Here is a 4,030-nt window from a genome sequence, read left to right as displayed (position 1 = left end):
CAGCTAACTAGGCGTTTAAGACGGATTCCCAACGCTTGGGAGTTTCGATTCTAGGTTGAGTTTTGTGTTTAAGGCGCAATGGTTTAGGATTGTGGTCGCGTTGCTCACCACTTAACGCGGCGTTATGTGTTGGATGAGTTTTTGAGGTCAAATCTACGATTTCATTGAGAATTCGTTCCGTGTTTTCGGCAAGTTGGCTTGGTCGAAATGGATTCTTGAACAATCTGAGATTGATCGTTTTCAAGGTTCTTGGGTTGCCTCACTTAAGTTTTGGATCTGGCTTGTGTTGAGTTTAGTCAGTTTCAAATCGCTTCAATTGAAATGTCTTTTTGACTGACTCTCTTGCTGAAGTTCAGCTCTGAAAGTCTGGTGAAGCAAAAGGTTTTGTTGTGGCTGAAAGGGCGCTTTCTTTGTGGTTGATTCTGTAAGTGGCTCTCTTTGGCTCAGAACGCTGTGAAATTTAGGGGTTGGTCAGCATCGTTTTTGTACGTAACTTATTCAAATTCCTTAATTTCTACGGTGGTTTATTTTGAATTCACGGTAAAATTCACATAACAAGCAATTCAAGTGGATTCTCAACGCGTGGCAGTTTTACTATGCGTTAGGTAAAGTGTTTTACGGTGCAATGCGGCGGCTTGGCCAGTGCGTTGTTCACCACTTAATTGGGCGTTAGCTGGGGTTAAGAAAAGCTGTGAATTAAGGGTGGAAAGGCTTTCGGTTTTCTAGCTACACACCGGATAAATCTCAGTTTCTCAACTATCTCGCCAGTGGCACTTTTCGGGAAGTGTTTGAACTTAACGAAGTCTGCTTACGGGAAATGTTGTGTTTGTTAAGTTCGTTGGCGTGGCTTCTTTGTTGTTGAAATTCATGAATGCCTAAATTCGTTTCGTGTGCTTTGTCGTTGGCTTTTTCGATAGAATTCTTTGCAAATTACCGAGTTCAGGAATGGTGATTTCCTCGGTCATTTCTTCTTTGCCAAGGGCATTTCGTGGATTGGGTTTTAATTTCACAGCTGTCCGTTTTACTTTGCCGTTTGAAAGCAATAATGTTTTTCAAATTAGGCATTTTGGCGTAATTTGCTAACGAAAGTGCAGCAGCTAACTAGGCGTTTAAGACGGATTCCCAACGCTTGGGAGTTTCGGCTCTAGGTTGAGTTTTGTGTTTAAGGCGCAATGGTTTAGGATTGTGGTCGCGTTGCTCACCACTTAACGCAGCGTTATGTGTTGGATGAGTTTTTAAGGTTAATTCTACGATTTCATTGAAAATTTGTTCCGTATTTTCGGCAAGTTGGCTTGGTCGAAATGGATTCTTGAACAACTTGATATTGATCGTTTTCAAGGTTCTTTGGTTGCCTCAATTGCGTTTTGGAGCTGGTTTGTGTTGAGTTTCGTTGGTTTTAAATCGCTTTAATTGAAATGTCTTTTTGACTGATTCGTTTGCTGACATTCAGCTCTGAAAGTCTGGTGAAGCAAAAGGTTTTGTTGTGGCTGAAAGGGCGCTTTCTTTGTTGTTGATTCTGTAAGTGGCTCTCTTTGGCTAAGATCTCTGTGAAATTTAGGTTTTGGTAAGCATCGTTTTTGTACGTAACTTATTCAAATCTCTTCATTTCTACGGTGGTTTACTTTGAATTCACGGTAAAATTCACATAACAAGCAATTCAAGTGGATTCTCAACGCGTGGCAGTTTTACTATGCGTTGAGTAAAGTGTTTTATGGTGCAATGCAGCGGCTTGGCCAGTGCGTTGTTCACCACTTAATTGGGCGTTAGGTGCTAAAAATATCGTATCCCATACTTGTTTTCTTGCATATTAAACCACATATAAAAAGCGGGTATCTATTCGTAAGGAATCTAAATGGAACAATACAACCTTCAGCTATCTTCGGTAAAACATACAGCTCCTGACGGCATTGAAATGGGAGTCATGAACAACGGCACCCCTTATCTTGGTGCTCGTGGTCTGGCTGCTCTATGTGGTGTCGCACCAAGTGTAATAATCACACTTGTAAAAGACTGGGAAGTAGATTTGCGCTTCAAGCCTCGTGGTCTAGCTATTGAGCAACTTATTCGAGAGCAGGGAGGTGACCCAAGTAGTTTGTATGTTCCGATTACGGTTGACGGGAAAACCTACCATGCAATCAACGATGTCAATTGTATGGCAATCCTTGAATACTATGCGTTCGACTCTCAAACGCCTCAAGAGCAAGCAAAACTCAACTATCGTAGTCTTGCCAAGCTAACTCTCCGTACATTCATTTATGAACGCACTGGTTACAACCCTGAAGACTCGTTGCCACTATATTGGAAAACTTTTCATGAGCGTATAACACTTAACGAGTTGCCATCAGGTTACTTCAGCGTCTTTTCTGAAATTGCGAATTTGGTAATATCCGGAATTAGAAGTGGTATGCCTTTTGACTGTAATACCATGCCAGATATAAGCGTTGGTATGGCTTGGGGCAAGCATTGGAGCGGTAACTGCTTTGATCAAAAATACGGTCTTCGCCGAAAGCATCTCCACGTATTTCCAGAAGATTTTCCTCAAAAAGATCCAATGGCGTGGATTTATCCTGTCGAGGCTTTGGGGGAGTTTCGCCGTTGGATGGACGATATTTATGTCACCGAGAAGTTTGGCACTTATCTGAACAACAAGGCAAAAAAAGGTGGTTTAAACAATGTCGATATACCTGCATTAGTTCAAGCCGTTCAGCCAGCACGATTGAGCAATTAGCACCTAACAATCTGTTTAAGAGTGATTCGCAACGCGTGGCATTTTTACTATGCGTTGCGTTTAGTGTTTAAGGTGTTATGCAGGAGCTTTGGTATTGCGTTGCTCACACCTTAACAGGGCGTTAGCTTAGTCTAAATGAAATAGGATTAATATTTTGGAACTATGGGTTAGAAGATACATTGGATTCGTCACTATCGGTGGCGGAGTGCTTGGATTAGCGACGGTAGCTAGCTATTTTTCACAACAACTAGCACTTGAACAGTGGACTCTTGTATTCACCATTTGTGCATTTTACGTTTGGTCGTCAATTGTAGGGCTCCTTGTTTTAGAGGGTAAAAGTTCTAAAAAGGTCGCATTTCAGGCATTGATCATTCAACTGATTCAAATACCTGTGATTTCTTTACCAATAATTACCTATCAAGTAGCTACGGGCCTTCATCTTGATTTTATTTATAGTACCCATAAAAGCTTTTTCCTTTCAGCCAAGTTTGGCTCAAAGTTTAGCTTAGGCTTTTTCAATGGTGGGCAACTGATTGTTATTGGTGCAAACCTTGCGGCAATTTTCGGGGCGATAATCATTGCAAAATATGTTCTTTCGTCGACCAAGCGATGACAAGCGGTGGAAAAACGTATAACAAAGCTAACAATCTGCTTAAGACGGACTATCAACGCTCGGCGATTTTAATTCTAGTTTGGTACAGTGTTTACGGTGGTTAGTTTAAGTGTCGTGGTTTGCGTTGCTAGCCACTTAGCAGGGCGTTAGCTGGGGTTAAGACAAACGGTGAATTTAGGGTGGAAAGGCTTTCGGTTTTCTAGCTACACACCGGACAAATCTCAGCTTCTCAACTATCTCGCCAGTGGCACTTTTCGGGAAGTGTTTGAACTTAACAAAGTCTGCTTACGGGAAATGTTGTGTTTGTTAAGTTCGTTGGCGCGGCTTCTTTGTTTTTGAATTTCATGAATGCCTAAATTCGTTTCGTGTGCTTTGTCGTTGGCTTTTTCAATAGAATTCTTTGCAAATTACCGAACTCAGGAATGGTGATTGTCTCGGTCATTTTTTCTTTGCCAAGCGCATTTCGTGGATTAGGTTTTAATTTCACAGCTGTCCGTTTTACTTTGCTGTTTGAAAGCAATAATGTGTTTAAAAATAGGCATTTTGGCGTGATTTGCTAGCGAAAGTGCAGCAGCTAACTAGGCGTTTAAGACGGATTCCCAACGCTTGGGAGTTTCGATTCTAGGTTGAGTTTTGTGTTTAAGGCGCAATGGTTTAGGATTGTGGTCGCGTTGCTCACCACTTAACGC

The 4,030-nt window shown here is 41.7% G+C and carries 2 protein-coding genes; both read left to right on the top strand.

Annotated elements, in window-relative coordinates:
• Nucleotides 1-1,852 precede the first annotated feature (1,852 nt).
• Nucleotides 1,853-2,728, top strand: coding sequence for a hypothetical protein (locus AACW06_RS18825; RefSeq protein WP_085319498.1), 876 nt, complete (start codon nt 1,853-1,855; stop codon nt 2,726-2,728).
• 154 nt (nt 2,729-2,882) lie between these two features.
• Nucleotides 2,883-3,341: a hypothetical protein gene (locus tag AACW06_RS18820; protein WP_054963682.1), complete on the top strand. Its 459-nt coding sequence runs from the start codon at nt 2,883-2,885 to the stop codon at nt 3,339-3,341.
• Nucleotides 3,342-4,030 lie beyond the last annotated feature (689 nt).

This window comes from Vibrio sp. S12_S33 (genome assembly GCF_963889785.1).
In the GTDB taxonomy this organism is placed as follows: domain Bacteria; phylum Pseudomonadota; class Gammaproteobacteria; order Enterobacterales; family Vibrionaceae; genus Vibrio; species Vibrio aestuarianus.
The sequence above is the reverse complement of the archived record's forward strand: the minus strand, read 5'-3'. Positions and strand labels throughout refer to the sequence as shown.